This window comes from Streptomyces sparsogenes subsp. cuspidosporus, assembly GCF_039532705.1.
GTDB lineage: Bacteria > Actinomycetota > Actinomycetes > Streptomycetales > Streptomycetaceae > Streptomyces > Streptomyces sparsogenes.
Genome location: NZ_BAAASD010000034.1, coordinates 25,620 through 47,856, shown reverse-complemented (window position 1 = coordinate 47,856; position 22,237 = coordinate 25,620). Strand labels below are relative to the sequence as shown.

The 22,237-nt window shown below is 70.1% G+C and carries 24 protein-coding genes; 8 read left to right on the top strand and 16 right to left on the bottom strand.

What is annotated here, in order from left to right; all coding sequences use genetic code 11:
* The first annotated feature begins 6 nt into the window (after positions 1-6).
* On the top strand, positions 7-207 hold the full coding sequence (locus tag ABFY07_RS30740; RefSeq protein WP_346177627.1) for a DUF397 domain-containing protein: 201 nt from the start codon (positions 7-9) through the stop codon (positions 205-207).
* A 4-nt stretch (positions 208-211) separates the two neighbouring features.
* Here ABFY07_RS30740 and ABFY07_RS30735 read toward each other — a convergent pair whose 3' ends face one another.
* Positions 212-658 carry a dirigent protein gene (locus tag ABFY07_RS30735; RefSeq protein WP_346177626.1) on the bottom strand — a complete coding sequence of 149 codons (447 nt, stop codon included), beginning with the start codon at positions 656-658 and terminating at the stop codon, positions 212-214.
* A 646-nt stretch (positions 659-1,304) separates the two neighbouring features.
* Here ABFY07_RS30735 and ABFY07_RS30730 point away from each other — a divergent pair.
* Both ABFY07_RS30730 and ABFY07_RS30725 read left to right on the top strand, forming a co-directional pair.
* Entirely contained in the window at positions 1,305-2,177 is an 873-nt protein-coding gene (locus tag ABFY07_RS30730) for an esterase/lipase family protein (protein ID WP_346177625.1), read from the top strand.
* A 618-nt stretch (positions 2,178-2,795) separates the two neighbouring features.
* On the top strand, positions 2,796-3,041 hold the full coding sequence (locus ABFY07_RS30725; RefSeq protein WP_346177624.1) for a hypothetical protein: 246 nt from the start codon (positions 2,796-2,798) through the stop codon (positions 3,039-3,041).
* A gap of 99 nt (positions 3,042-3,140) precedes the next feature.
* Here ABFY07_RS30725 and ABFY07_RS30720 read toward each other — a convergent pair whose 3' ends face one another.
* Genes ABFY07_RS30720 through ABFY07_RS30710 form a run of 3 tightly spaced genes read right to left on the bottom strand, consistent with a single transcriptional unit; the run spans position 3,141 to position 4,621 of the window.
* Positions 3,141-3,626: an SRPBCC family protein gene (locus ABFY07_RS30720; RefSeq protein WP_346177623.1), complete on the bottom strand. Its 486-nt coding sequence runs from the start codon at positions 3,624-3,626 to the stop codon at positions 3,141-3,143.
* Positions 3,623-3,997: an ArsR/SmtB family transcription factor gene (locus ABFY07_RS30715; RefSeq protein ID WP_346177622.1), complete on the bottom strand. Its 375-nt coding sequence runs from the start codon at positions 3,995-3,997 to the stop codon at positions 3,623-3,625. The genes ABFY07_RS30720 and ABFY07_RS30715 overlap by 4 nt, the downstream gene beginning before the upstream one ends.
* A gap of 54 nt (positions 3,998-4,051) precedes the next feature.
* Entirely contained in the window at positions 4,052-4,621 is a 570-nt protein-coding gene (locus ABFY07_RS30710; RefSeq protein WP_346177621.1) for a hypothetical protein, read from the bottom strand.
* Between the two features lie 239 nt (positions 4,622-4,860).
* Between ABFY07_RS30710 and ABFY07_RS30705 the strand changes: the two genes are divergently transcribed.
* Positions 4,861-5,421 carry a Uma2 family endonuclease gene (locus tag ABFY07_RS30705; protein ID WP_346177620.1) on the top strand — a complete coding sequence of 187 codons (561 nt, stop codon included), beginning with the start codon at positions 4,861-4,863 and terminating at the stop codon, positions 5,419-5,421.
* Between the two features lie 23 nt (positions 5,422-5,444).
* On the opposite strand, the gene mnmA is transcribed toward ABFY07_RS30705, so the two are convergent.
* Positions 5,445-6,602 (bottom strand): tRNA 2-thiouridine(34) synthase MnmA, encoded by a 1,158-nt coding sequence (gene mnmA, locus ABFY07_RS30700; RefSeq protein ID WP_346177619.1) that lies wholly within the window; start codon positions 6,600-6,602, stop codon positions 5,445-5,447.
* Between the two features lie 229 nt (positions 6,603-6,831).
* The gene (locus ABFY07_RS30695; RefSeq protein ID WP_346177618.1) at positions 6,832-7,734 is read right to left on the bottom strand and encodes a TIGR03619 family F420-dependent LLM class oxidoreductase; all 903 of its coding nucleotides are present in this window, start codon (positions 7,732-7,734) and stop codon (positions 6,832-6,834) included.
* A gap of 185 nt (positions 7,735-7,919) precedes the next feature.
* Between ABFY07_RS30695 and ABFY07_RS30690 the strand changes: the two genes are divergently transcribed.
* Positions 7,920-8,654, top strand: coding sequence for an N-acetylmuramoyl-L-alanine amidase (locus tag ABFY07_RS30690; protein ID WP_346177617.1), 735 nt, complete (start codon positions 7,920-7,922; stop codon positions 8,652-8,654).
* A 20-nt stretch (positions 8,655-8,674) separates the two neighbouring features.
* Here ABFY07_RS30690 and ABFY07_RS30685 read toward each other — a convergent pair whose 3' ends face one another.
* Positions 8,675-9,844 (bottom strand): cysteine desulfurase family protein, encoded by a 1,170-nt coding sequence (locus ABFY07_RS30685; RefSeq protein WP_346177671.1) that lies wholly within the window; start codon positions 9,842-9,844, stop codon positions 8,675-8,677.
* Positions 9,845-9,977: 133 nt separating this feature from the next.
* On the opposite strand from ABFY07_RS30685, the gene ABFY07_RS30680 reads away from it, so the two are divergent.
* Positions 9,978-10,442: a carboxymuconolactone decarboxylase family protein gene (locus ABFY07_RS30680; protein WP_346177670.1), complete on the top strand. Its 465-nt coding sequence runs from the start codon at positions 9,978-9,980 to the stop codon at positions 10,440-10,442.
* Positions 10,443-10,504: 62 nt separating this feature from the next.
* Positions 10,505-11,347, top strand: a complete 843-nt coding sequence (locus ABFY07_RS30675; RefSeq protein ID WP_346177616.1) for an alpha/beta fold hydrolase — start codon at positions 10,505-10,507, stop codon at positions 11,345-11,347.
* A 77-nt stretch (positions 11,348-11,424) separates the two neighbouring features.
* On the opposite strand, the gene ABFY07_RS30670 is transcribed toward ABFY07_RS30675, so the two are convergent.
* Positions 11,425-12,345: an SRPBCC family protein gene (locus ABFY07_RS30670; RefSeq protein WP_346177615.1), complete on the bottom strand. Its 921-nt coding sequence runs from the start codon at positions 12,343-12,345 to the stop codon at positions 11,425-11,427.
* A gap of 109 nt (positions 12,346-12,454) precedes the next feature.
* Here ABFY07_RS30670 and ABFY07_RS30665 point away from each other — a divergent pair, with 109 nt between their 5' ends.
* Positions 12,455-12,895 carry an ester cyclase gene (locus ABFY07_RS30665; protein WP_346177614.1) on the top strand — a complete coding sequence of 147 codons (441 nt, stop codon included), beginning with the start codon at positions 12,455-12,457 and terminating at the stop codon, positions 12,893-12,895.
* 71 nt (positions 12,896-12,966) lie between these two features.
* Here ABFY07_RS30665 and ABFY07_RS30660 read toward each other — a convergent pair whose 3' ends face one another.
* From ABFY07_RS30660 to ABFY07_RS30625, 8 genes are all read right to left on the bottom strand, one after another.
* The gene (locus ABFY07_RS30660) at positions 12,967-13,626 is read right to left on the bottom strand and encodes a trimeric intracellular cation channel family protein (RefSeq protein WP_346177613.1); all 660 of its coding nucleotides are present in this window, start codon (positions 13,624-13,626) and stop codon (positions 12,967-12,969) included.
* Positions 13,627-13,703: 77 nt separating this feature from the next.
* Positions 13,704-14,804 carry an ABC transporter ATP-binding protein gene (locus ABFY07_RS30655; RefSeq protein WP_346177612.1) on the bottom strand — a complete coding sequence of 367 codons (1,101 nt, stop codon included), beginning with the start codon at positions 14,802-14,804 and terminating at the stop codon, positions 13,704-13,706.
* A 20-nt stretch (positions 14,805-14,824) separates the two neighbouring features.
* Entirely contained in the window at positions 14,825-15,961 is a 1,137-nt protein-coding gene (locus ABFY07_RS30650) for an ABC transporter ATP-binding protein (protein ID WP_346177611.1), read from the bottom strand.
* The gene (locus ABFY07_RS30645) at positions 15,958-16,932 is read right to left on the bottom strand and encodes an ABC transporter permease (RefSeq protein ID WP_346177610.1); all 975 of its coding nucleotides are present in this window, start codon (positions 16,930-16,932) and stop codon (positions 15,958-15,960) included. Before ABFY07_RS30645 ends, ABFY07_RS30650 begins: the two co-directional genes overlap by 4 nt.
* A 155-nt stretch (positions 16,933-17,087) precedes the next feature.
* Positions 17,088-18,854, bottom strand: coding sequence for an ABC transporter substrate-binding protein (locus tag ABFY07_RS30640; RefSeq protein WP_346177609.1), 1,767 nt, complete (start codon positions 18,852-18,854; stop codon positions 17,088-17,090).
* A 128-nt stretch (positions 18,855-18,982) separates the two neighbouring features.
* Positions 18,983-19,987, bottom strand: coding sequence for an ABC transporter permease (locus ABFY07_RS30635; protein WP_346177608.1), 1,005 nt, complete (start codon positions 19,985-19,987; stop codon positions 18,983-18,985).
* A gap of 324 nt (positions 19,988-20,311) precedes the next feature.
* Positions 20,312-21,085, bottom strand: a complete 774-nt coding sequence (locus ABFY07_RS30630) for an enhanced serine sensitivity protein SseB C-terminal domain-containing protein (RefSeq protein ID WP_346177669.1) — start codon at positions 21,083-21,085, stop codon at positions 20,312-20,314.
* Positions 21,086-21,228: 143 nt separating this feature from the next.
* On the bottom strand, positions 21,229-22,095 hold the full coding sequence (locus ABFY07_RS30625; protein WP_346177607.1) for an enhanced serine sensitivity protein SseB: 867 nt from the start codon (positions 22,093-22,095) through the stop codon (positions 21,229-21,231).
* Between the last annotated feature and the right edge of the window lie 142 nt (positions 22,096-22,237).

The window sequence follows — 22,237 nt, the reverse complement described above, 5'->3', positions numbered from 1 at the left end:
CCATCGGTGCCCGAGTTCACCTGGCAGCGGTCGTCGTTCTGCGGCGGCGGCGGCAACAACTGCATAGAGGTCGCCACCGCCGACTGCGGCATAGCGATACGCGAGAGCGCCGAGCCCGAGGCCATCGTGACCACCGACCGAACCGCTCTGCGCGCCTTCGTCCTCGGCGTGAAGGAGGGGCGCTTCGATCAGCTGCTCGATCGCTGACGTATCAGCGCAGGATCTCGGCCCGCATCCTCTCCTTCGACGTGGCGATGTCCCAGTAGCGCGCGGTGCCCCTCGCGCCACGGAAGTCGCCCGTACCGCCGGTGATGGCCATGTCGAGCGCATTCGTTCCGCTCACCCACAGCGACTGCATCGTCAGGGAGCCACGCTCGAGTTCTATCGTGAGCAGGCACTGCGTCGTGAGTTCTTCGCCCTCGACGTGGACGACCTGGCACGTCCCGCCCCCGCGCCCGACGTCACGACCGTCCTGCACCGCGGTGCCGGAGTAGACGTACATGTCACCCAAGCTCGGCCCCGCCGGCCCGAGGTCGGTATTCGTGTACTGGTCGTTCCGAACCTGGAGTTCAAGGACCTCGGCCCGGTCCTTTTCCGGGGCATCGGCGTCTGCGCTGCCGACCGCGCAGACGCCGACCAATGCGGTGACCAGCGACACGGCGAAGGATCTGACGAACCTCGCCCGCCGGTTGCTCCTCCCCCGCTCCGTCCGATGTGCGCCAGCGGGTGCCTGACTGCCGGTCACCATGGTGAAACCTCCTCGTTGCGATCTCCGTGGTCGAACACCTCGACGCTATGTCTGGCCGAGTCATAACGTCCAAGACTGGTATTGCTATGGCGTTATAACCGCGGAGGCATGAGGGCCTGGACATGCTCAGCCCGTTCTTCCGACACCCTGCGCGTCCGGGGCCACCGGCCTCCTCAGGCCGCGGCGCCGCCCCGACCACTTCATGACCCATATCGCCGAGTGGGAGACCGACGCGTCGACTGGCTGGAAAACGTCACCGCCGGCGAGTACGGCGACCCGCACCGCCTGAGCCACCGCCCCTCTCTCCTCCAGGGAGGTCACCATCATGCGCGGAGCAGTCCGCTACGCACCCGGGGACGTACGCGACGACCGCGACACCCGGAAGTCCCATCCGCGCACCTCACTGAGGGCTTCAAAAGAGGCGTGCCACTGCTCACCCACGACGATGTGAGCAGGCAATTCAAGGTTCTTCCAAGCAACGCGCAAAGTCGACAGGACACGGTTGTGCTAGATCAGCTGCGAGGCTGATGAACCTACCACGAGGGAAGCAGCAGGTATGAGAAAGCGATGGCGGGCGCTCATCGGGTCCGTAGCGGCCTTACTCTCACTCAGTCTGAGCGGTCCGGTCTCGGCCGCAACGGCCACAACAGCCGACATTCGTGCCGACAGTGCGAGCGATCCGGTGTACTTCGTTCCGGGCTATGACAGGGACGACAAGCCGGGGGTGGATTGCAACGAATACTGGAAGCCATTGCCCGAGGCGATGCGCGGTTGGGGGTGGACCGGAACATTCCACAAGGTTGGCTTCTACGCGGGAGACACCGATAGCTGTGACGTCCGCCTTGCGAAAGGTGGACAGGACGTGGGGATCGTAGAACTCGGCCGGCAGCTCGCCAACCACATCTACGACAACTACACGAGCAAGGGCCAGACCGTGGACTTGGTCGGTCACTCCATGGGTGGACTCGTTGCACGCGCCGCACTCACCGGTGTCCAGCGGAAGGCGGATGGCTTCCCGGATTCGCTGTTGGTCGATGACGTGGTGACCTTCGACACCGGCCACAAGGGCGTCGGCCTGACTGAATTCTGCTCAACTGCGCAGTGCCGCGACATGCGATCCGGCTCGAACTTCCTGACCAGGTGGGCGCTGGACAATCCCCAGGGGAAGGGCGGCACGGATTGGACCCTGCTCTCACTCAATGAGTTCTGGTTCGACAGGGTCTCCGAAAGGTCAGCGCTCGGAATGAACGCGGCTCATTTCGTACACTACTACGCCGATTCTTCACTCGGCCACGGAAATATGCCGAACAAGACCACCGGCACATACCGGCTGCGCTACCGGAATGCACCCGACGGCTGGGTAGTGCAACGCCGCGGCGCCGCACCGGGCCGGGTAGCGGCGAACGCCCTGTACTCCAGCCGATGGTGATGTCATTCTCCGGCTAGCCCCGGTCATGCTGTGAGGTCCGGCCTGCCTGGCCGGACCTCACCGATGCAGTGCGCCACTCACGTGCCCCAGTCCTCGCCGATCACGGAGTATGAGGCGGCCGGGTTCACAGTGGAGATGCGCATGGGGCGCACTCACTACGACCACGAGGTCGAGACCCGCCGGGCCTGCCTTCTCGCCCGCCGCACCCGCCGTACCTGACGCACGAGAGAGCGGGGCCCGGCCACCCACCGGCCGGGCCCCAAGAGGGCGGAGAGTTTGTCCGCGGACAACGCGTCGCGCGTCCCGCCCCGGCGCACAACCCGGCGACCAGGCACGACGAGGAGTGGAACTATCGCGTCGTCAGGAGCGTTGGGCAGGGGGAGGCGTGGCGCCGCCGTGCCACTGGCGCCCCGCCGCAGTGCGGTGGGAGCATGCTCCTGCCAAGATCGGTTGACTTGCCGTCAGGACGGAGGGTTGCGATGAGAGGTCCCTGAGGGGTCTACACCCCACTTCGCCAGGCGCGGGCGCGCCAACGCGGGTAATACGCGATACCCCGCCATACACAAGTATCGCCAATTTTGGAGGAAATCATGTTGAGACCACGAAGGAGTACAACCCATGAGTACATCCGATTCCGAACGTAAGAAATCGATCCTTCGATCACTCACCCGCCACCTATTGGCCGCTTTTACCATCTCTGCGATCACGGCACTGATCTCCGGCTACGTGGATCTTGCGACAGGCGCCGAGATCGTGGAATCTCTTAAAAACATCTGGTCGACATTTTATGAAGTAGCCACCCTGTGCATTCTGGTACTGACCTTGGTTTGGGCTGTGAGATTAGCTGTCATTCTGAAGGCATGAAGATTCAGTGATATGACGGAGCCCCGGTGCGGACGCGCACCGGGGCTCCCGTGCGCCCGAGGCGCAAAAACGGGGCTGCGGGATCGGGTTGAGTCGACGTCAGGCGCCGAGCAGGGCGTCCATCTGGCCCGCCGCCTGCCGCAGGCCCTCGACCATGCCCATCTCGGCCATCCGCTCCATCTGCTCCCGGGAGTCGAAGACCGAGCGCAGTTCCATCCGGGTGCCACCCTCGTGCTCGGTGAGCCGCACCCTCATGGTGGTGGTCGGCATCTCGTCGTTCGGCTTTCCGTCCTCGTGGGCGAACCCGTCGAGGAATTCGAGGGAGGTCGGCGGGTTGACCGAGGCGACCCGCCACCAGCCGTGGTGCTTGTCGCCTTCCGGGCCGGTCATGAAGTACGTGACCTCGCCGCCCGGGGTCAGGTCGTACTGCTCCACCGTGGCCGGGTAGGTCGGCGGTCCCCACCAGCGCTCCAGCTGCCGCGGGTCGGCCCACAGCTGCCACACCCGGTCGACGGGGGCGGCGAAGTCGGCGATCAGGGTCAGGGTCAGGTTGTCCAGGTCCTTGTCCACACTGGTGACGCTCATCGGCCTCGTCCTTCCTTCGGGGTCTTGTCGTCCGGCTCCGGGTCCTGGGCGAGCAGGCGGGCCATCCGGTCCACGCGCCCGCGCCAGGTCGCTTCCAGCTCGTCGAGCGCGTGTCGCGCGCGGGCTATGGCCTCGGCGTCGGTCCGCACGAGCTGCTCCCTCCCACGGCGCTGCTTGGTGACGAGTCCGGCCCGCTCCAGCACGGCGACGTGCTTCTGCACGGCGGCGAAGCTCATCGGGTAGTCCTCGGCCAGCCGTGACACCGACAGCTCGCCCCGCACACAGCGGCGGAGGATGCTGCGGCGGGTGGCGTCGGCCAGCGCGTGGAACAGGCGGTCCACCGTCTCGTCGCTCAGCTCATCTACAACCATTTGGTTGTACGTTAGCCTTGTCGTCCCCGGGCCGCAAGCCCTGGACGCGTTCCCTCAGTGGGCGAAGGGCGGCTCGAAGCAGCCGCTCTCCGGGTACGGGCCGTTCGTCCGCACCTCGAAGTTGGTCTTCTGCACGAAGGCCGTGACGCAGGCGTCGTCACGCACGCGAAGGCCGACCCGGGCGCCCTCCGGCGTCACGTAGTGGTCGGTCTCGAAGCGCGATTCCATCTCCCGTACGTCGAGCATCCCGTCGAGCCCCAGCTTCAGCAGCGCCGCGCGCACGCTCTTGACGTCCCACTTCTTCTCTTTCCAGAGCCGCCTGAGCACGGGCCTGATGCGGTCCGCCTCCTTCCGCGCGTCCTCCGCGCCGTCGGCGGACATCTCGCCGGGGAGGCGGCCGGCGTTGTTCTCGTTGTAGTGCGGGGCGCCGTCGCCTGCTCCGGGCTCCGCGTAGGGGGAGGCGCCGGAGGAGCTGGGGCTCGAGCTCGAGGGCGGCGGGTTGGGGATGCCGGCCGCCGAGTCCGTGCCGCGCTGTTCACCGCAGGCGGTCAGGGATATGGCGGCTCCCAGGAGGAGAGCGGTCGCGGCGAGGCGTCTGCGACGCTCAGGCGTCGAGTTCAACATGGTCGTGACTTTGCCACGGCAAGGGAGTTGGTGTTGCGGGGGCCGTCCATCGTACGCCCCGCCCGGCCGCTGCCGGGACTACCGAGACATCTCTGGATCACTGCATGCCGCCTGATACGAGACCGCGATTCGCCCGCGCTGCCCGGAGAAAGGCCGATGCCTCCGAGGCCCGACTGAGTGCGGAAGCGCATACGCACAGCTACCCTGGCAAAAGCCAGGACACGAGGGGAGGGCACACCATGACGGCGCAGATGGAGAGCCCAGTGCAGACCGAACAGATGCGGCGCTTCGAGAAGTTCGATGCGGCATTCCCGGACTACCACGCCGAGATGATCGATGGAGAGGTTTACGTCAGCACCGTGGTTACCAGCTCTCACGGGAACATGGTCCTCACCATCGCATCCCAGCTCGTGTCCAAGTGGTTTGTCATGACGGAGGTCGACACCGTCTACGAGGGGTGGCACGGCACGACGCTCCTCCGGCCGGACATCTCCGTGGCCGACTCTTCCTACCGCGGTACGCACATGGCGAAATTCCCCGCCGACGAGATCATCCTCGTAGCCGAGGTCGTCTCGGAGTCCAATCCCGAGAACGACACGGTGAAGAAGGTCAGGAAGTACGCCCTGGCAGGCATCCCGTACTACCTGATCGTCAACCCCATCGTGGGCAAGTGCCTGCTCTACTCCCTGCCCAGTGGGGAGCACTACCGCGCCTCGCTGGAGACGGATTTCGGCGAGCCGGTGCCGCTCGGTGAACCGCTCGGCACCGACCTCGACACCTCGGCGCTCTACACCTACTGAGGCACGCCTGCCAAGGCGCCCGCTCAGCTCACCGACGCCGCGCGGGCCGCCGCCCGTTCCGTCGTCGCGATGGTCGCGGAGCCCACGACCCGGGTGCCGTCGTACAGCACGATCGCCTGGCCGGGGGCCACGCCGCGGGCCGGGGTGGTGAAGGTGACGCGCAGTCCGTCGGCGACGGGTTCCGCCGTCACCTCGGTTTCGCCGCCGTGGGCGCGCAGCTGGGCGGTGTAGGTGGCGGGGCCGGTGGGAGGGGTGCCGCACCAGCGGGGGGTGATGGCGGTGAGGGCAGTCACGTCGAGGGCCTCGGCCGGGCCGACGGTGACGGTGTTGTTCACCGGGGAGATGTCCAGGACGTAGCGCGGCTTGCCGTCGGGCGCGGGGTGGCCGATGCGCAGGCCCTTGCGCTGGCCGATGGTGAAGCCGTAGGCGCCCTCGTGGGTGCCGAGCTTGCGGCCGTCCTCGTCGACGATGTCGCCCTCGGCCGTGCCGAGGTGCTTGGCGAGGAAGCCCTGGGTGTCGCCGTCGGCGATGAAGCAGATGTCGTGGCTGTCGGGCTTCTTGGCGACGGCCAGGCCGCGCCGCTCGGCCTCCGCGCGGATCTCGTCCTTGGTGGTGAGGGTGTCGCCGAGCGGGAACATGGCGTGGGCCAGCTGGCGCTCGTCGAGGACACCGAGGACGTACGACTGGTCCTTGGCCATGTCCGAGGCCCGGTGCAGCTCGCGGGTGCCGTCCTCACGGTGGACGATCGTGGCGTAGTGGCCGGTGCAGACGGCGTCGAAGCCGAGGGCGAGCGCCTTGTCGAGCAGCGCCGCGAACTTGATCTTCTCGTTGCAGCGCAGGCAGGGGTTGGGGGTGCGCCCCGCCTCGTACTCGGAGATGAAGTTCTCCACCACGTCCTCGCGGAAGCGCTCGGCGAGGTCCCACACGTAAAAGGGGATGCCGATGATGTCCGCGGCCCGGCGGGCGTCGCGCGAGTCCTCGATGGTGCAACAGCCGCGGGCGCCGGTGCGGAAGGACTGCGGGTTCGCGGAGAGGGCGAGGTGGACGCCGGTCACGTCGTGGCCCGCCTCGGCCGCGCGGGCGGCCGCGACGGCGGAGTCGACGCCGCCGGACATGGCGGCGAGGACGCGCAGGCGACGACCGTCGCGGGGACCTGTGGGCGCACCGGGGAAGTCATTCATAACCCCTCCAGGGTAGGCCCTTGTGGTGGGGGCCTGGTTGCCCCGGGGGCCGTCACGGACAGTGGCGGTACGTAGGCCCTGTGCTTCGCGCGCGCTTGCTCCGCCCCTCAGCGGCCGCCCCTCAGCGGCCGCCCCTCAGCGGCCGCCCCTCAAGGGCCGCCCCTCAAGGGCCGCCCCTCAGCGCCGCTCCTCGACAGGCGCTCCTCAGCGCCGCTCCCAGCGCCGCTCCTCAGCGGCCGCCCGCGCGGTCCAGGACGCGACGCGCCTCCTCCAGCGCCCGGTCCACGTCCTTGGCCGCGTACGTCAGGTCCACGAAGGCGTGCCGCACGCCCGCCTCCGCCTCCGCCCGGGCCAGCACCGTGACGATGTCTTCGGCGGTGGCCGCGGAGGTGGGGTTGACCCGCAGGATCACGTCGAGCGCGGCGGGGTCCCGACCCTCGCGCTCGGCCGTCTCCCGGATGCGTCGCATCGGGCGGACGACGGCGGCCTCGGGGTCGAACGGGCCGGGCGGTACGGCGATGGGCAGCCAGCCGTCGGCGCGCCGGGCCACCCGGCGGAGGGCGGTGGGGACGAAGCCGCCGAGGTAGACGGGCGGGTGGGGGCGGGTGGCCGGCTTGAGGTCGATGTGGGAGGCGGGGACGGTCCAGTGCTCGCCACGGTGTTCGACCGGGTTGGTGGTCCACCAGGCAGTCAGGACGTCGAGGGTCTCGTCCAGGCGGCGGCCGCGCTCGGCCATCGGGACGTTCACGGCCTGGTACTCCTCCGGGGACCAGCCGGTGCCGAGGCCGACCAGCAGCCGGCCCGCGCTCAGCGCGTCGATGGTGGTGAGGGAGCGGGCGAGGACGGCCGGCGGGTACCAGGGGGCGTTGATGACGTTGCTGCCCAGTTGGACCCGCTCGGTGACGGCGGCGGCGGTGGCGAGGAGGGCGAAGGGGTCCAGGGTGACGCGGAATTCCGGCGGGATCGTGTCGGTGCCGGCGTATCCGACGGTCGGCCGGACGGGGGCGAGCAGCCGGTCGCCGACCCACAGGCTCGCCGCGCCCAGCTCCTCGGCCTGCCGGGCGAACCGGACGACGTCCTCCGGGTGGTGCGCCAGAGCGCCGAACTGGGGAAGCGCGAAGCCGATGCGCATGCTGTTCACTCCTCGTCGAGTGGCCGGGGCGAAGGTGGTCCAACTTTCATCTACCCCGAGGTGGGGCGGTCGGCGCGTCGGGCGAGGGATTCACGCCATGATCCTCCACTTCAGAGCATCCGCGTCCGATGATCCCGGTCGGTCCCGCTGGAACCGGACGCGCCTCGCCGCCCGTTGAAAGAACCGTGAGCGAGACCACGGACGCCCAGGAGCGCTCCGCCTCCGACGGGAACCCCGGGCAGGGCGACAGCGCAGGGGGGCGCGGCGGCGGGCGCCGCCTCGGCCGGCGGGCGCTGCTGACCGGCGGGGTCGCCGCCGGGCTGGCCGGGGTGGGCTACGCGGCGTGGGACGACCTGGAGCGGCTGTGGTGGCGGCTGCCCGGCGTGGACCGGCCGCGCGAGGAGGGGGCGGTCGACTATCCCGGCGCGCGGTGGGCCGCGGCCTCCCCGGCGAACTGGCGGCGGGCGGACCGGCCGTACGACTACACCGTCGACCGGGTCGTGATCCACGTCGTCCAGGGCAGCTTCTCCGACGCGCTGGCGGCGTTCCGGAACCCGGGCCACCGCGCCGCGGCGCACTATGTGGTGCGCCGCGACGGGGTGATCGCGCAGACGGTCCGCGAGCTGGACGTCGCCTTCCACGCGGGAAACCGCGCGTACAACGAGCGCAGCGTCGGCATCGAGCACGAGGGGTTCGTGGACCGGCCGAGCTCCTTCACGGACCGGATGTACCGCGCCTCGGCGCGGCTGACGGCCCGGATCTGCGAGCGGTACGGATTCCCGGCGGACCGCGAGCACCTCGTCGACCACTCCGAGGTGCCGGGCACCGACCACACCGACCCCGGGCCGCACTGGGACTGGGACCGTTATCTGCGGCTGGTCCGGGCGGCCATGGCGGACCATGAGCGGTCGAGCCGGTGAGCGGCTGAATAGAACAGGGCCTAGCTCAGGCCCGCGCCGCGCGCCCGCTCGACCACCGGGCCGATTGCCTCTGCCACCGCCTCCACGTCCGCCTTGGTGGAGGTGTGGCCGAGCGAGAAGCGCAGGGTGCCGCGCGCCAGATCGGGGTCGGTGCCGGTGGCGAGGACGACATGGCTGGGCTGGGCGACACCGGCGGTGCAGGCCGAGCCGGTCGAGCACTCGATGCCCCGCGCGTCCAGCAGCAGGAGCAGCGAGTCGCCCTCGCAGCCGGGGAAGGAGAAGTGGGCGTTGGCCGGGAGGCGGCCGGCCGGGTCCGGGTCGCCGCCCAGGATCGCGTCGGGGACGGCCGTACGGACGGCGCTGATCAGCGCGTCGCGCAGGGCGCCGATCTCGCGGGCGAACTGCTCGCGGTGGGCGGCGGCGTGGGCGGCGGCGACCGCGAAGGCCGCGACGGCCGGGGTGTCGAGGGTGCCGGAGCGCACCTGGCGCTCCTGGCCGCCGCCGTGCAGCAGTGGCGCCGGGGTCCACTCACGGCCGAGGATCAGCGCGCCGATGCCGTACGGGCCGCCTATCTTGTGGCCGCTGACCGTCATCGCGGCCAGGCCGGAGGCGGCGAAGTCGAGGTCGAGCTGGCCGAAGGCCTGGACCGCGTCGGCATGCAGCGGAATGTCGAACTCGGCCGCCACGGCGGCCAGTTCCCGCACCGGCATGACCGTGCCGATCTCATTGTTGGCCCACATGACGGTCGCGAGGGCGACATCCGAGGGGTCGCGGGCGATCGCCTCGCGCAGCGCGTCGGGGTGCACCCGCCCGTATCCGTCCACGGGCAGCCACTCGACCCGCGCGCCCTCGTGCTCGGCGAGCCAGTCGACGGCGTCGAGGACGGCGTGGTGCTCGACGGGGCTGGCGAGCAGGCGGGTGCGGGCGGGATCGGCGTCCCTGCGGGACCAGTACAGTCCCTTGACCGCGAGGTTGTCGGCCTCGGTTCCGCCCGAGGTGAAGACGACCTCGCTCGGGCGCGCGCCCAGCGAGGAGGCGAGCGATTCGCGGGACTCCTCGACCGTACGGCGCGCCCGGCGGCCGGCGGCGTGCAGCGAGGAGGCGTTACCGGTGACGGCGAGCTGGGCGGTCATCGCCCGCACCGCCTCCGGAAGCATCGGGGTGGTGGCGGCGTGGTCGAGGTAAACCATGGTGGACACGATTCTACGAGCCACGGCGGGGGCGCGTGCCGGGCGCATGCCGGGCACAGGGGGCGGGAGGCCCGGTGCCCGGCCGCTTGCCTTGGAGTGTGCTCCAACTCCTACGTTTCTCCGCATGAGCAACATGAGCAACGCGAACGTCAGGGCCATGAACGACACGGTCAAGAACGACACGGTCAAGCAGGAGCGCTTCGAGTACGGCATGGAGGTGCTCAGCCGGATCGACGGCGAGGTGGGGGAGCGAGTGGTCGACTCGCTGGCCGACATCTCCCCCGAGCTGGGCCACCAGGTGGCCGCCTGGGCATTCGGCGACATGTACGCCCGCCCCGAGCTGGCCCCCCGGGACCGGCAGCTGGTCACCCTCGGCATACTCACCGCCCTCGGCGGCTGCGAGCCGCAGCTCGAGGTGCACATCAACGCCGCGCTGAACGTGGGCCTCACCACGACCGAGATCACCGAGGCGCTGCTGCACGCGGCGGTCTACTGCGGCATCCCCAAGGCGCTCAACGCCACCTTCGTCGCCAAGAAGGTCTTCGGCGAGCGCGGGCTGCTGCCCGTCCCCGGAGGCGACGCCGCCGCCGAGGGCTGACGGGAGGGGGACTGACAGGACGGGCTCGACAGGTCATGTCATGAGCAACTAGCGTTTTGCTCATGACAGGCGACTGGGAACTGGACCACACCCACCACAGCTCCTCCGGCGAGGTCCGCTGGGCCGCGCTCGGCGCCCCCGACCGCCCGCCGGTCGTCCTCCTCCACGGCACGCCCTTCTCCTCGTACATATGGCGCGCCGTAGCCCGCTCGCTCGCCGACCGCCACCGGGTCTTCGTCTGGGACATGCCCGGCTACGGCGCCTCGGAGAAGCGGGCAGGGCAGGACGTCTCCCTGGCGGCCCAGGCCCGGGTCTTCACCGAGCTGCTGGACCACTGGGGGCTGACCGGCCCCGGGCCGGCGCCGTCCGTCGTCGCCCACGACTTCGGCGGCTGCGTCGCCCTCCGCGCCCATCTGCTGCACGGCGCGCGCTACGAGCGGCTGGCCCTGGTCGACGCGGTGACCCTGGCGCCCTGGGGCACGGACACCTACCGGCTGCTCGGCGACCACGCCGGGGTCTTCGAGCGGCTGCCGCCCGGGCTGCACCGGGCCCTGGTCCGCGAGTACGTGGCCTCGGCCAGCGGCCCCGGGCTGCACCCCGCCGTCCTTGACCGGCTGGTCGAGCCGTGGTGCGGCGACGAGGGACAGGCCGCGCTGTACCGGCAGATGGCGCAGAACGACCAGCGCTTCACCGACGAGATCCAGGGCCGCTACGGCGAGCTGGACCTGCCCGTCCTGGTCTGCTGGGGCGCCGCCGACACCTGGCTCCCGCCGGAGCGGGGGCGGGAGCTGGCCGCCGCGATCCCCGGCGCGCGGCTGCGGATGTTCGAGGGCGCGGGCCATCTCGTCCAGGAGGACGCCCCCGCCGAGCTCACGGCGGCGCTGCTGGGCTTCCTCGGCGAGTAGGGCCGTCCGGCGGCAGGCCGGACAGTGGGCCGTCCGGCGGCAGACCGGACGATCCACGCGCCGGTCGAGTCGGCGGCTCAGCCCCGCGCGTACAGCAGCTTCGCGGCCAGCAGCGCGATGTGCTTGCGCCAGGCGGCCAGCGCCGCGTCCCGCTCCTCCCCCGCCTCGGGCGGGCCGGTCTGGGTGAGGATCAGTCGGGCGCCGTGCCCGGTGCCGTCGGTCAGCCGCCAGCGGACCCGCCCGGCCGGGTGGCCGCCCCGCAGCCAGTCATAGGACAGCTCGCGGGGCGGGGCGACATCCGCGACCGGGCCGGGCGGCACCGCGTCCGTACGGAATCCGATCGGCACCGGGCCGCCCACCACGGGCTCCCCGGTGCCGGACGGGCCGGTCAGCGCCTGCCACACCGTCTCGACCGGGCGGACGAGCTGGCGCTCGAACCGCAGCCGCCAGCCGTCCTCGGCGGCCTCGACGACGCCCTCGGCCAGGCCGAAAGCCTCGACGTAGCGCTCGTGCAGCTCGGCCATGTCAGCCGGGCCGGCCGGGCCGGTCGTGTCACCGGTGTCGGCGGTGCCCGCCGGGGCGCCGGGTTCCACCCCTTCCACCAGCGTGGCGAGCGCCGAGACGCAGGTGTGCCAGCCGGAGGCGAAGCTGGCCGCGCCGAAGCGGTCGCGGAAGGTGTGGGTGAGGGTCAGGGCACAGCCGTCGCCCTCCGGCCGCAGCTCCCAGCGGAGCTGGTCGGCGCCCCAGGTGAAGGCGAAGACGCGCGGCGGGTCGAGCTCCGTGACCGTCCCCTGGGTGTCCGGTACGTCCTGCCCGGGGAAGACGAAGTCCATCCGCCCGCCGACCCGCGCCTCCAGCCTGACCTCGGCGGGGAACCACCGCGCCATCAGGGCGGGCTCGGTCAGGGCCCGCCAGACCTCCTCCGGCGGGCGGGCGATCCGCCGCTCCAGGCGCAGGGCCGAGCGGCCGCCCTCGGTCGAGCTCAGCGTGTCCTTCACGGCGCGTCCTCCCTCGTTCAGGGCTCATCGCCATACAACCACGGTGGGCGCCGCCGGGGGCTGACCGAGCCCTGAGCCGGTGCTGAGGGAGTCCTGCGAGGCTTCGCCGGTGAGCAATCCCGACACGCGCAATCTCGACACGCACAAGAAGCTGACCCAGGCGTTCCGGGCCCGTGACTGGGCTGCCGCCGCCCTCCCCTTCAGCCCGGACGTGGTGTTCGTCGACCACCCCAGGGGGGAGGTCATCAAGGGGGTGGAGGGGGTGGTGGAGCACTCCCGGCGGGCGGCGGTCGCCTTCTCCGACGTCCATGTCGATGAGGAGCGCTTCTACGACGCCGGGGACCACACCATCGCCGTCTTCGAGGGCCGGGGCGTCAACGACGGCGAGCTGATCCCCGGGGTGCCGCCCACCCACAGGCCGATGCGGATGACGATCTGCGAGATCCTGCACTACGACGCGGACGGGCGGGTGGTGGGCGGCGAGTACTTCTACGACGCGCTGTCCCAGCTCGCCCAGCTCGGGCTGATCGAGCCGCCAGCCGCGCCCTGACCAGACCTGCCCCGGGCCTGCTCCGGCCCTTGTCCGGTCCCGTTCCGCCCCCTGGCCGGCCCCGGCTGGCCTCAGACCTCCTCGGCCGCCGTGCTGCGCCGGTTCCACGCGCGCGGCGCGCGCCAGCCGAACCGCATCGCCAGCAGCCGGACCAGGAACGCGACGGTGGCCGCCAGGGCGCTGGTGGAGCCCGTCAGCGCGTCGAAGCGTATGAGGACTGCCGCGATCGTCGCGCCCACGATGGCCGGGACCACGTACAGGTCGCGGTCCCAGCGCAGCACCGACGGCACCTCGTGGGCGAGGAGGTCGCGCAGCACGCCGCCGCCGATCGCGGTGGTCATCCCGAGGACGGCGCAGAAGGTGAGGCCGAGCCCGTGGTCGTACGCCTTCGTCGTGCCGGCGACGCAGAACAGCCCCAGCCCGGCCGCGTCGAAGACGCCCACCGCCGCCGTGATCCGTTCCACCTCGGGGTGGAGGAAGAAGACGATGACGGTGGCGACGAGCGGGGTGAGGAAGTAGCCGAGGTCGGTGAAGGCGGCCGGCGGCACGGCGCCGATCACCAGATCGCGGAACACCCCGCCGCCCAGCGCGGTGACCTCCGCGAGCAGCGCCATGCCGACGATGTCGAAGTTCTTGCGCACGCCGAGCAGCGCGCCGGATATCGCGAAGACGAAGATCCCGGCGAGGTCCAGCGAGTGCTGGACGGACGGGCTGAACAGATCGATGAACACCCGATATTTTTACTCATCGGGTGTTCTCGCCCGCCGGGCCGTCCAGACCTCGGCTCCGTCCCGTGCTCTCCGGCCCCCTACTCCGCCTTCTTCTCCACCTTCGCCGCCGCCTCGGGGCCGGGCTTCTCCGCCGGCACCTGGTCCGGGCCACGCGGCGGTAGCTGCATATCGGACACAGACTCCGGGTGGTGGCAGGCCACCTGGTGTCCGGTCTCGAGCGCGACCAGCGGCGGCTCCTGCTGCTTGCAGACCTCGGTCGCCTTCCAGCACCGGGTGTGGAAGCGGCAGCCGGACGGCGGCGAGATCGGCGAGGGCACATCGCCCTTGAGCAGGATCCGCTCCCGCTTGGCGCGCCGCTTGGGGTCCGGCACCGGCACCGCCGAGAGCAGCGCCTTGGTGTACGGGTGCATGGGGCGCTCGTACAGGGCCTTGCGGTCCGCCAGCTCAACGATCTTGCCGAGGTACATCACCGCGATCCGGTCGGAGACATGCCGGATGACCGACAGGTCGTGCGCGATGATCACGTACGTGAGGCCCAGCTCGTCCTGGAGGTCGTCCAGCAGGTTGACCACCTGGGCCTGGATCGAGACGTCCAGCGCCGAGACCGGCTCGTCCGCGACGACCAGCTTGGGCTTGAGCGCGAGCGCGCGGGCGATGCCGATGCGCTGCCGCTGGCCGCCGGAGAACTCGTGCGGGTAGCGGTTGTAGTGCTCGGGGTTCAGGCCCACCAGCTCCAGCAGCCGCTGCACCTCCGCCTTGACGCCGCCCTCCGGCTTGACGCCCTGGAGCCGGAAGGGCGCCCCGACGATGGAGCCGACCGTGTGCCGGGGGTTCAGCGAGGAGTACGGGTCCTGGAAGATCATCTGGACGTCGCGGCGCATCGGCCGCATCCCGGCGGTGCCGAGGTGCGTGATGTCCTTGCCCTCGAACTCGATCTTCCCCCGGGTGGGTTCGAGCAGCCGGGTGATCAGCCGCCCCATGGTGGACTTGCCGCAGCCCGACTCGCCCACCACGCCCAGGGTCTCCCCGGGCCGTACGTCGAAGTCGAGGCCGTCCACCGCCTGCACCGCGCCGGCCTGCCGCTGCAGCAGCCCCTTCTTGATGGGGAAGTGCTTGACCAGGCCGGACACCTTGAGCAGGGGTTCGGGGGTGGTGGTCGCCTGCTCCGGGACCGTCATCTTCGGATCCTTCGTGTCCGTCACAGCTTCGGCGCAATCTCTTCGGTCCAGATCCGCGTGCGCTCCTCCTGCGTCATGTGGCACGCGGAGAAGTGCCCGCCGCCCCCGGCCTCACGCAGCTCCGGCCGCTCCGTGCGCGTGATGTTGTCCTTGGGGACATCCGCGTACGGGCAGCGCGGGTGGAAGGCGCAGCCGGACGGCACGTTGATCAGGCTGGGCGGGGAGCCCTTGACCGGGATGAGGCGGTCGGTCTGGTCGCGGTCGATGCGCGGCATCGAGCCGAGCAGGCCCCAGGTGTAGGGGTGCTGGGGCTCGTAGAAGACCTTCTCGGCCGGGCCGCGCTCGACGCAGCGCCCGCCGTACATCACCAGCAGGTCGTCGGCGAGCTCGGCGACGACGCCCAGGTCGTGGGTGATGATGATGACCGCGGAGCCGAACTCCTTCTGCAGGTCCCGGACGAGGTCGAGGATCTGCGCCTGCACGGTGACGTCCAGGGCGGTGGTCGGCTCGTCGGCGATCAGCAGCTCGGGGTTGTTGACCAGGGCCATCGCGATCATGGCGCGCTGCCGCATGCCGCCGGAGAACTCGTGCGGGTAGCTGTCCACCCGCTTGTCCGGCTGGGGGATGCCCACGCGGTCCAGCAGCTCGATGGCGCGCTTGCGGGCCACGTCCTTGGTGACGTCGTGGTGCACCCGGTACGCCTCGGCGATCTGGCGGCCGATCGTGTAGTACGGGTGCATCGCGGACAGCGGATCCTGGAAGATCATCGCCATCTCGCGGCCGCGCAGCTTGCGCACCTCGTCCGGGTCGGCGCTCAGCAGCTCCTGCCCGTTGAGCCAGATCTCGCCGGAGATCCGCGCCTTGCGCCGGCCGTACTGCCCGGCGGTGTGCAGGCCCATGATGCCCAGCGAGGTGACGGACTTGCCGGAGCCGGACTCGCCGACGATGCCGAGGGTCTTGCCCTTCTCCAGCCGGAAGCTGAGCCCGTCCACGGACTTGACCAGGCCGTCGTCCGTCGGGAAGTGGACCTTGAGGTCGCGCACCTCGAGGAAGGCGGTGGGGGCGGGGGAGCCGGCCGCGGCCACCTCCCCGGGCGCCGTGCCGGTGGCCGGCAGCGGCTCGCCGCCGGTCTTCTCGGGCTTGTGTCGATCGGTCATCCGAGCCTCACTCGCGGGTCGACGACGGCGTACAGAAGGTCCACGATGAGGTTGGCCACCACGATGAACAGGGCGGCCATCAAGGTGACGCCGAGGATGACCGGCAGGTCCTTGTTGCTGATCGCGGTCACCGCGAGCCGGCCGAGGCCCGGCAGGTTGTACGTGGTCTCGGTCAGCACCGCGCCGCCCAGCAGGGCGCCGAGGTCCAGACCGAGGAGGGTGAGGATCGGGGTCCAGGTGGAGCGCATGGCGTGCCGTCCGATCACGACGCGCTCCCGCAGACCCTTGGCGCGGGCGGTGCGGATGTAGTCCTCGCCCATGATCTCCAGCATGGTGGCGCGGGTGAGGCGGGCGTACGTCGCGGCGTAGAGGAAGGCGAGGGTGATCCAGGGGAGCACCAGGGATTGGAACCACATACCCGGGTTCTCGCCCAGCCCCTTGTAGTCCACGTCGACCCAGTTCAGTTGGTAACTGAACACGGCCAGGGAGAGCAGACCGGTGAAGTAGATGGGCAGCGAGACACCGGCGAGGGCGACGCCCATCGCGGCGCGGTCCCACAGGGTGCCCCGTCGCAGCGCGGAGACGACGCCCGCGGCGACACCGCCGACCAGCCACAGCACACAGGCGCCCGCGGCGAGCGAGAGGGTGACCGGCATGGCGTCGGTCAGCTGCGGCCACACCGCCTGCTCGGTGCGGAAGGAGTAGCCGAAGCAGGGCGCGGGGCAGTGGGTGACATCGTTGCCGTTGGCGTAGTCACGGCCGACGAACAGTCCCTCGATGAAGTGCCAGAACTGCACCAGCAGCGGATCGTCGAGGCTCAGCTTCTGTCTGATGCCCTCGATGGCCTCCGGGTCGGACTGTTTGCCGACGAAGAGGAGCGCGGGATCGGAACCGGCCCACTTCGGAATCATGAAGAAGATGGCGAAGGTCGTGAGGGTGACGACCAACAGCATCATGATGACGGCGAACAAGCGCCGGATGACATAAGCAAGCACTGTGCGCGGCCCGGCGGTGGTCCGGGAGCCCCCGATCAGGGGGCTCCCGGACCACCGCCCGCGGCCATCACCTGCCCTTCGGGCCTATCGGGTTCGGCGGCGGCGGGGTATGGCGGTCGCGGGAGCGACCGTCACTTGACGACGCCCAGCTGGGAGTAGTCGTAACGGCCGTTGTAGGCCGCCGACGAGAAGGCGTTCGTCAGCCGCGAGCTGCGCCAGGTGATGTTCTTCTCGTAGAGGAAGGGCATCTGCACGGCCTTGTCGGCGATGGCGTGGTTGATCTTCTTGTAGATCTCGCCGGCCTTGGCCGGGTCGGTCTCCAGGAGCGCGTCGTCGAACCACTTGTTGATCTGCGGGTCGTTCGTCTCGGAGACGTTGTAGTTACCGGTCTGCTGGATGAAGCGACCGTCGATCAGCGGCTGCTCGAAGCCCTGGCCGGTCGGGAAGTCGGGGCCCCAGCCGGTCATGGACAGGCCGTAGTTGCGCTTCTTCATCACCTCGGGGGAACCGGTGATGCTCGCGGAGGAGGCGCCGTCGATCGGCTGGACGTCGAGCGTGATGCCGACCTTGCCCAGCGACTCCTGCATCGTCTCGGCGGCCTCGGGCTCGTTCGGCTGGTCGTTACGGGCGACGATGTTGGCCTTGAAGCCGTTCGGCTTGCCGCACTGCTTCAGCTCGTCCTTGGCCTTGGCCTTGTCCGGCTTGCCCTTGCGCTTGAGGATGCCGTACGGGTCGTAGTCGTCCGAGCCCGCGATGCTCTTGGGGAGCATGTTGGGGGCGATGTCGCCGCCGGCCTGCGGGCCGCCGCGGGTGGTCTGCAGCGCCTCGAAGTCGGTCCCGTAGATGACCGCCTTGCGGCAGTGGATGTTGTCGAACGGCTTCACCTTGGTGGCGAAGTCCACGTACCGGACGAAGCTGGTCTCGATGTTGTCGACGTTGCCCTTGTGCTGCTTCAGCGCGTCGTTGCGGCCCGACTGGGTCATGCCGGTGGCGCTGAGGAAGACGTCGTAGTTGCCCTTGATCAGCTCCTTGTCGATGGCCTCGAGGTTGGAGTTGATCGTCACCGTGATCTTGTCCGGCAGGGCCGGGCGGATCGGGTCGGACTTCTTGTTCCACTTGGGGTTGCGGACCAGGACCGCGCCCTTGCCCGGCTTGTACGACTGGACCTTGTACGGGCCGGAGGAGAAGGGCTGGTTGGTGTAGCGGGCGCCGGTGTCCTTGGATGCCTTCACGGGCGAGCCGGTGGGCATCGCCAGCATCTGCTCGAAGTCACCGTTGGGCTTGGGCAGGCGGAAGATGATGGTCTTCGCGTCCGGCGTCTCGATCGCCTTCAGGCCCAGCTTGTCCTTGGACTTGTCCTTGTAGGGGCCCTTGTACTCGCCCTTGGGGTCGAGGACCTGGCGCAGATAGGCCGGGCCGCCGGAGACGACGTCCTTGGCCCAGATCCGCTCGATGCCGTACTTGATGTCCTGGGCGGTGATCGGCGAGCCGTCCTCCCAGGTGATCCCGTCACGCAGGGTGTACGTGTAGGTCTTGCCGCCGTCGGTGATCTTGGCGTTCGAGGTGGCCAGGTCGGGGACCAGGGTGTTGGACTCCTTGCCCGGCTTCGGCGCGTAGGTGATCAGTTGTCGCGTGTAGAACCGGGCGAAGTCCCAGGCGAAGCCGTAGTACTGGCGCTGCGGGTCGAGCGAGTCGAAGTCCTGCTTGTTGACGAACTTGAGCGTGCCGCCCGTCTTGGAGGACTTGTTGGCGACGCCCTTCATCGCTGCGTTGAAACCGGCGCCGTCGCCCTTGTCGTCGTCCTTGCCGCCGCCACACGCCGCGGTGGCCATCAGGGCACCGACGACGAGCGCCGCACCGGCGATCCGCCTGCTTCTCGACGAACGTAGGGGTTTCATAGTTTCGTGCAACCTCCGGGATAGCGGTTCTTGGCCTGGCGCCGCGGAACCATCGGGTAGCCGCCTGACAGGTGCGGCAGGGGCGGATTCGTATCGGTGCGGCTGGTCCGCGGTCGCGCGGTTCGCCGTCAACGGGTGCCCTTCGGGTCGAGGGCGTCGCGGACGCCGTCGCCGAAGAGGTTGAACGCCAGCACGGTGATGAAGATCGCCAGACCCGGGATGATCATGAACATCGGGTCGTCCTCGTAGGTGCCGACGGCCTTGGAGAGCATCTGCCCCCAGGACGCGGTCGGCGGCTTCACGCCGGCGCCCAGGAAGCTGAGCGCCGCCTCGGTGAGGATGTTGGTGGGGATCATCAGCGTGGCGTAGACGGTGATGGGCGCGACCAGGTTGGGCAGCAGCTCCCGGAAGAGGATGTAGCGCCGGCCCGCGCCGAGGCTGCGCGCCGCCTCGATGTACTCCTTCTCGCGCAGCGAGAGCGTCTGGCCGCGCACGATGCGGCCGACGTACGGCCAGCCGAAGAAGCCGATCACGGAGACCAGGATCGCGATGCGCACCCCGCTGCCGGTCAGCCCCAGCAGGTCGTTGGGGAGCACGGAGACCAGGGAGATGATGAACAGCAGCTGCGGGAAGGCCAGCAGCATGTCCATCACGCGGCTGATAACGGTGTCAATCCAGCCGCCGAAATACCCCGCGATGATGCCGAAGACAGTCCCCAGAGCGACAGCGACGACCGCGGCGAGGAAGGCCACCAGCAGGGAGATCCGCGCGCCGTAGACGATCCGGCTGAACACGTCGCGGCCGTTCTGGGGCTCCACGCCGAGGAGGAAGTCGGAGCTCATGCCGCCCATCGACCCCTTGGGGGTGCCGAACAGCGGGTCGATCTGCTCCTGGTGGAACTCGTTGGGCGGGTGCCCCAGCACACTCACGATCAGCGGCGCGAAGATGGCCACGAGGACCAGGAAGAGAACCACGGCGCCGCCGGCCAGCGCCAGCTTGTCCCGCTTCAGGCGCGTCCAGGCGATCTGACGCAGCGACCGTCCTTCGACCGATGCCTTGACTGCATTCGCCGCGACATCGACGGACGCGACGGGTTCCGCGTCCTTGGTCGTGCCGTGCAATGGTGCCGTCATCGTGGTGGGGACCCCTCTCGACCGGTGGTGACCGGCCCACGATCCGCCGCTGTAGCGACGTGGTTCACAACGCAGGTGAAAGTCGTGCTCGTGGTGCGGTGGTTTGGTGGAGGTGACGTGAGCTACCCGCAGGTACGGACACCTCTTGTTGCGGGAGTCTTCATCGCGTCTGCGATCAGCCGCCAGTGCATCCGGCCAATGGATGCCTAACCGTGATGTGGTGAGGAGTGTTCCGTTATCCGGACCGCGGCTCCGCTCAGCGGTACGCGGCGTCCGGTGAGGGGATGATCAAAAGGTGTGTAAAAAAAGGGAGTTGAGCGCGCGCTACCAGGCGCTGGGCGCGGGTCCCGACTGGCGGCCGCCGTGCGGGGGCGGGTAGCCGTAGCCGTACGAGGGGGCGGACGGGGGCGCGCCGTAGGCGGCGCGGTCGAAGAACGGGCGGGCGTTGACCCGCATCCACATGGCGACCGGGTCGTACTCGTCGGACAGCGCGACCGTGGAGACCGGCAGCCCCTCGGGGACCGCCGTGATCGACTGGCTCATCATCACCCGCGCGGCCTCGACGGACGCGGGCGCGGGGTCGTACAGGTCAAGCCCGATCGCCAGATACGGCGCGCCGAGCGCGGGCTGCACCCAGGCCCGGCGCAGCGAGCGCACCGCGGGGGTACGGTGCGCGTTCTGCCCCAACAGGGCGTAGAACTGGGGGATTTCGATGGCGGGCTCGCTGAGCCGCAGCGGCCCGGCGGGCAGCCGGTCCAGGCCGCCGGCGATTCTGCGCAGATCGAGCCAGGGGATGCCGACGCCGCCGCCGGGGGCGTGCGGGTTGAGCCACAGGCCGTAGCGGTCGGGGAAGAGGGAGGCCGCGATCTGGCGGCCGCTCACCACCTCATGGGCGCGGTTCCAGCCGCTGGCGGCGAGCTCCTGAGCGGAGGTCACACAGGGGGCGTAGCCGAGCCCCTCGACGTCCATGTTCCCGTACTGGGCGTCGGGCGAGCCCGGGGTGCCGTGCCACAGCAGCATCCAGACCTGGCCGTCGGCGAGCGCCTGCAACAGCGACTCGTAGGCGTCGTACCGGCCGGGAGCGACCTGCCGCAGCATCCGCTCCACGTGGCCGCCTCCCGCGCTCACCTGGGTCCGCCCCTCTCTCGGCCTGTCCACACCGCTGCCCAAGGGCGCGCACACACGCGCGCCACCGGCCATCCAACCAGCTTACGGGCCCTTGCAGTGGTCTCCCGGGCGACTCAGCGGTCACGGTCGTAGAACGGTCGTACCCGCTCCCGCATCCAGTCCGCCACCGGATCCTGCGCGATGTCCAGCAGAACCAGCTGAACGGTCCACGGCACCGGCACGGCGCCGAGCGCCCGCCCGAGCGCGTCCACGGCCGTGGCCTGGCTCTCCGGGCCCGGCAGGTCCAGCTCGACGCCGACGAACAGCGCGGGCTGCTCCCCCTCGACGCTGGCCAGCGCGCGCCGGGCGGTCCGCACCCCGGCCACCTTGCCGAACTCGAGCCCGGCGGCCGCCAGGAAGTCGACCGGCTCGTCCTGCCAGTCCGGCTCGAAGAGACGCACCCGGCCGCCGGTGGCCGGGCCGTCCAGTTCGCTGCGCCCGGTCCGGCACAGCTCGGCCACGGCGGGCGGCGGGAGCGGGACGCCGACCGCGCCGCCGGGGTTCACGGCGATGCCGAGCTGGGGCGGCAGGCCGCGGGCGAACTCGACGGCCGGGGCGACGGTGAACGGCATATGGACGCCGACGACCTGGAGGAACTGCTGTTCGGAGCTGAACACCGGGACGTACGCGGCGCCCTCGATCTCCACGGTGGGCAGGTCGAGTCCATTGCTGTCCGGGCCGCCCCCGTTGGGCAGCGGTACCCAGACCTGACTGCGGGCCAGGGTCTCGACGATGCGGGGGCCGGCGCCGGGGACGTCGACCGAGGCGGCGAGCACCTCTTCGAGTTCATTGCCCGGGAACGCCGAAGGGGCCGCAGGGGCGGGATGGGCGGCCTGGTCGAGATGAGGGGGATAGCCGGAATGGTCGGGGAACGCGGGAAACGCACCGTCAGGAAACCCGCCGTGAGCCGGTGCTGGACCGTGCTGCTCCGGGATGCTCATCTTCGTCCAACCGCCATCTCGTCCGACCTGCACAGGCACCCTAACGGCTGTACGGCCGGGCGGCATCGGGGGCCGTCGATCTCCACAGCAAATTCCCAGGTCGACGGCGCGATCCCGGTTGATCCTTTATCACCTACGACCG